This is a genomic window from Sphaerotilus hippei (genome assembly GCF_003201595.1).
Lineage (GTDB): Bacteria > Pseudomonadota > Gammaproteobacteria > Burkholderiales > Burkholderiaceae_C > Sphaerotilus > Sphaerotilus hippei.
Window position 1 is genome coordinate 1 of the sequence record NZ_QJJS01000034.1, and the last position, 5,578, is coordinate 5,578.

General features: G+C 53.0%; 2 tRNA genes and 3 rRNA genes. All 5 read right to left on the bottom strand.

What is annotated here, in order from left to right:
* Positions 1-19: 19 nt before the first annotated feature.
* A 5S ribosomal RNA gene (gene rrf, locus C7444_RS19810) occupies positions 20-132 on the bottom strand.
* A gap of 210 nt (positions 133-342) precedes the next feature.
* A 23S ribosomal RNA gene (locus C7444_RS19815) occupies positions 343-3,222 on the bottom strand.
* A gap of 381 nt (positions 3,223-3,603) precedes the next feature.
* Positions 3,604-3,679 (bottom strand) — tRNA-Ala (locus tag C7444_RS19820).
* Positions 3,680-3,707: 28 nt separating this feature from the next.
* A tRNA-Ile gene (locus tag C7444_RS19825) sits at positions 3,708-3,784 on the bottom strand.
* Positions 3,785-3,898: 114 nt separating this feature from the next.
* Positions 3,899-5,425, bottom strand: a 16S ribosomal RNA gene (locus C7444_RS19830).
* Together the 16S, 23S and 5S rRNA genes with 2 tRNA genes alongside form the textbook arrangement of a ribosomal RNA operon.
* Positions 5,426-5,578 lie beyond the last annotated feature (153 nt).

Sequence of the window (5,578 nt, forward strand, 5' to 3'; positions counted from 1 at the left end):
GGGCGTTTTCCGAATAATAGCCTGACGATGACCTACTTTCACACGCGAATGCGCACTATCATCGGCGCGAAGGCGTTTCACTGTCCTGTTCGGGATGGGAAGGAGTGGGACCACCTTGCTATGGTCGTCAGGCGTAACTGGCAGCTGAGGCGCTGTGGTGCGAAGGGGCACCGGGCGCTTCAGCGAATTCATAGAGTCGAATCATGTATTGATTGCGTCGGCCCGGCCGATGAGGCTTGGGGTCACAGACGAAGTACGGTTCACAGAATACTACAGAATGCAGTCCTGGATTGACACTTTGATGACTCCGGGAACCGAGGTTCAGGAGGATCTCAAAGTTATAGGGTCAAGCCTCACGAGCAATTAGTACTGGTTAGCTTAACGCATTACTGCGCTTCCACACCCAGCCTATCAACGTCCTGGTCTAGAACGACTCTTCAGGGGGCTCAAGGCCCCGGCAGATCTTATCTTGAGACGAGTTTCCCGCTTAGATGCTTTCAGCGGTTATCTCTTCCGCACTTAGCTACCCGGCGATGCCACTGGCGTGACAACCGGTACACCAGAGGTGCGTCCATTCCGGTCCTCTCGTACTAGGAACAGGCTCTCTCAAATCTGCAGCGCCCACGGAAGATAGGGACCAAACTGTCTCACGACGTTTTAAACCCAGCTCACGTACCTCTTTAAATGGCGAACAGCCATACCCTTGGGACCGGCTACAGCCCCAGGATGAGATGAGCCGACATCGAGGTGCCAAACACCGCCGTCGATATGAACTCTTGGGCGGTATCAGCCTGTTATCCCCAGAGTACCTTTTATCCGTTGAGCGATGGCCCTTCCATACAGAACCACCGGATCACTTTGTCCTACTTTCGTACCTGCTCGACTTGTCAGTCTCGCAGTCAAGCACGCTTATGCCAATGCACTATCAACACGATTTCCGACCGTATTTAGCGTACCTTCGAACTCCTCCGTTACACTTTGGGAGGAGACCGCCCCAGTCAAACTGCCCACCATACACTGTCCCCAACCCGGATCACGGGCCAAGGTTAGAACCTCAAACACACCAGGGTGGTATTTCAACGTTGGCTCCACAGCACCTAGCGGCACTGCTTCAAAGCCTCCCACCTATCCTACACAGATCTGTTCAAAGTCCAATGTAAAGCTACAGTAAAGGTTCATGGGGTCTTTCCGTCTTTCCGCGGGGAGATTGCATCATCACAAACATTTCAACTTCGCTGAGTCTCTGGAGGAGACAGTGTGGCCATCATTACGCCATTCGTGCAGGTCGGAACTTACCCGACAAGGAATTTCGCTACCTTAGGACCGTTATAGTTACGGCCGCCGTTTACTGGGACTTCAGTCAAGAGCTTGCACCCCATCATTTAATCTTCCAGCACCGGGCAGGCGTCACACCCTATACGTCGACTTTCGTCTTTGCAGAGTGCTGTGTTTTTATTAAACAGTTGCAGCCACCGATTCTTTGCAACCTCATTGGGCTCGCCCAGTAAATGGGTCCACCTACTAAAGGCACACCTTCTTCCGAAGTTACGGTGTCAATTTGCCGAGTTCCTTCTCCAGAGTTCTCTCAAGCGCCTGAGAATACTCATCTCGCGCACCAGTGTCGGTTTGCGGTACGGTCAATCCATAGCTGAAGCTTAGTGGCTTTTCCTGGAAGCAGGGTATCACTCACTTCGTCTGCAAGCAGACTCGTTATCACGCCTCATCTAAGCCTGGCGGATTTGCCTACCAGGCACGACTACACGCTTGAACCGGGACATCCAACACCCGGCTGAGCTAACCTTCTCCGTCCCCACATCGCACTATGGATCGGTACAGGAATATTCACCTGTTTCCCATCAGCTACGCATCTCTGCCTCGCCTTAGGGGCCGACTCACCCTACGCCGATGAACGTTGCGTAGGAAACCTTGCGCTTTCGGCGAGGGGGCTTTTCACCCCCTTTAACGCTACTCATGTCAGCATTCGCACTTCTGATACCTCCAGCAGGCTTCACAACCCACCTTCACAGGCTTACAGAACGCTCTCCTACCATATGCAATAAAGCATATCCGCAGCTTCGGTGACTGGCTTGAGCCCCGTTACATCTTCCGCGCAGGACGACTCGATCAGTGAGCTATTACGCTTTCTTTAAATGATGGCTGCTTCTAAGCCAACATCCTGACTGTTTTAGCCTTCCCACTTCGTTTCCCACTTAGCCAATCTTAGGGACCTTAGCTGGCGGTCTGGGTTGTTTCCCTCTTGAGTCCGGACGTTAGCACCCGGTGCTCTGTCTCCCAAGCTGTACTCATCGGTATTCGGAGTTTGCAATGGTTTGGTAAGTCGCCATGACCCCCTAGCCATAACAGTGCTCTACCCCCGATGGTAATACTTGAGGCACTACCTAAATAGTTTTCGGAGAGAACCAGCTATTTCCAAGTTTGTTTAGCCTTTCACCCCTATCCACAGCTCATCCGCTAGTTTTGCAACACTAGTCGGTTCGGACCTCCAGTGCGTGTTACCGCACCTTCATCCTGGCCATGGATAGATCACTTGGTTTCGGGTCTACACCCAGCGACTAAAGACGCCCTATTCGGACTCGGTTTCCCTTCGCCTTCCCTATTCGGTTAAGCTTGCCACTGAATGTAAGTCGCTGACCCATTATACAAAAGGTACGCAGTCACCCTTGCGGGCTCCTACTTTTTGTATGCATGCGGTTTCAGGATCTATTTCACTCCCCTCCCGGGGTTCTTTTCGCCTTTCCCTCACGGTACTTGTTCACTATCGGTCGATTACGAGTATTTAGCCTTGGAGGATGGTCCCCCCATCTTCAGACAGGATTTCACGTGTCCCGCCCTACTTGTCGTACGCTCAGTTCCACAGCCCACTTTTTTCATACGGGGCTATCACCCGCTATGGCCGGACTTTCCATTCCGTTCTGATAAGTCGACTGCTAAAACGTACAGGCTCCTCCGATTTCGCTCGCCACTACTCTCGGAATCTCGGTTGATGTCTTTTCCTCCAGCTACTGAGATGTTTCAGTTCGCCGGGTTCGCCTCGCATGACTATGTATTCATCATGCGATACCCTTGCGGGTGGGTTTCCCCATTCGGATATCTCCGGATCAAAGCTTATTTGCCAGCTCCCCGAAGCTTTTCGCAGGCTACCACGTCCTTCATCGCCTGTAATCGCCAAGGCATCCACCACATGCACTTAGTCACTTGACCCTATAACTTTGACATCCACTCTCGCGGACATCGGTCAAGGACTGCTACCACACCAGCGGACTAGGCCGGTGCAGTCTTTCTGAGTATTCACGTTCGCCGTACTTGCAACTCTTGCGGATCACTCCGCCTTTGTTGAAGTCTGTTTTGACGCAATCAATATGTTGCCGATGATCATGAACACGAGGCACGGTGCACTCGACACCTTTACGAATCGAATGCTTTCCTCATGTTCTCATCAGCAACGCTGATTCGACTCTACGAATTTTTAAAGAACAACAGCCATCTTTCGATGACAAACCAAAATGCCCGCACCGCCGACCTGCCTGGCCGACTTCCTGGACGCTTTGGTTTGCACCGACAGCCGACAAAGATTTCTGAACGTGGTGGAGGATGACGGGATCGAACCGACGACCCCCTGCTTGCAAAGCAGGTGCTCTCCCAGCTGAGCTAATCCCCCACGGCGATCTGCATCGACCTGCACTACGTGGTGGGTCTGGTTGGATTCGAACCAACGACCCCCGCCTTATCAAGACGGTGCTCTAACCGACTGAGCTACAGACCCTCGTCTGATCGTCGCTGACCTCCGCACTCCTCACCGGAGAGCGAACTTCTCTTTGTCGCTGTTGTGTTTCACAGCCGATAAGTGTGGGCGCAAGAATTTGAGTGCATTTTCCAGAAAGGAGGTGATCCAGCCGCACCTTCCGATACGGCTACCTTGTTACGACTTCACCCCAGTCACGAACCCTGCCGTGGTAATCGCCCTCCTTGCGGTTAGGCTAACTACTTCTGGCAGAACCCGCTCCCATGGTGTGACGGGCGGTGTGTACAAGACCCGGGAACGTATTCACCGCGGCAAGCTGATCCGCGATTACTAGCGATTCCGACTTCACGCAGTCGAGTTGCAGACTGCGATCCGGACTACGACCGGTTTTCTGGGATTGGCTCCCCCTCGCGGGTTGGCAGCCCTCTGTACCGGCCATTGTATGACGTGTGTAGCCCTACCCATAAGGGCCATGAGGACCTGACGTCATCCCCACCTTCCTCCGGTTTGTCACCGGCAGTCTCATTAGAGTGCCCTTTCGTAGCAACTAATGACAAGGGTTGCGCTCGTTGCGGGACTTAACCCAACATCTCACGACACGAGCTGACGACGGCCATGCAGCACCTGTGTTCTGGCTCTCTTTCGAGCACTCCCAAATCTCTTCGGGATTCCAGACATGTCAAGGGTAGGTAAGGTTTTTCGCGTTGCATCGAATTAAACCACATCATCCACCGCTTGTGCGGGTCCCCGTCAATTCCTTTGAGTTTCAACCTTGCGGCCGTACTCCCCAGGCGGTCAACTTCACGCGTTAGCTTCGTTACTGAGAAGAAACCCTCCCAACAACCAGTTGACATCGTTTAGGGCGTGGACTACCAGGGTATCTAATCCTGTTTGCTCCCCACGCTTTCGTGCATGAGCGTCAGTACAGGTCCAGGGGATTGCCTTCGCCATCGGTGTTCCTCCGCATATCTACGCATTTCACTGCTACACGCGGAATTCCATCCCCCTCTACCGTACTCTAGCTCTACAGTCACAAATGCAGTTCCCAGGTTGAGCCCGGGGATTTCACATCTGTCTTATAGAACCGCCTGCGCACGCTTTACGCCCAGTAATTCCGATTAACGCTTGCACCCTACGTATTACCGCGGCTGCTGGCACGTAGTTAGCCGGTGCTTATTCTTCAGGTACCGTCATCACCCCAGGGTATTAGCCCAGAGTATTTCTTCCCTGACAAAAGCAGTTTACAACCCGAAGGCCTTCTTCCTGCACGCGGTATGGCTGGATCAGGCTTTCGCCCATTGTCCAAAATTCCCCACTGCTGCCTCCCGTAGGAGTCTGGGCCGTGTCTCAGTCCCAGTGTGGCTGGTCGTCCTCTCAGACCAGCTACAGATCGCAGGCTTGGTGGGCCTTTACCCCACCAACTACCTAATCTGCCATCGGCCGCTCCAATCGCGCGAGGCCTTACGGTCCCCCGCTTTCACCCTCAGGTCGTATGCGGTATTAGCGTAGCTTTCGCTACGTTATCCCCCACGACTGGGCACGTTCCGATGTATTACTCACCCGTTCGCCACTCTCAGGGGATTGCTCCCCCTACCGTTCGACTTGCATGTGTAAGGCATACCGCCAGCGTTCAATCTGAGCCAGGATCAAACTCTTCAGTTCGATCTTTTATTGCTACTCAAAGAATTGAAGTGAACTTCACTTCCATGAGCATTTAAAGGTCCGAAGACCATGTGTCTTGCGACACTGGCACTCGCCTTCAAACGCCCACGCTTATCGGCTGTTAATTTTTAAAGAGCAGTTTCACCACCAACT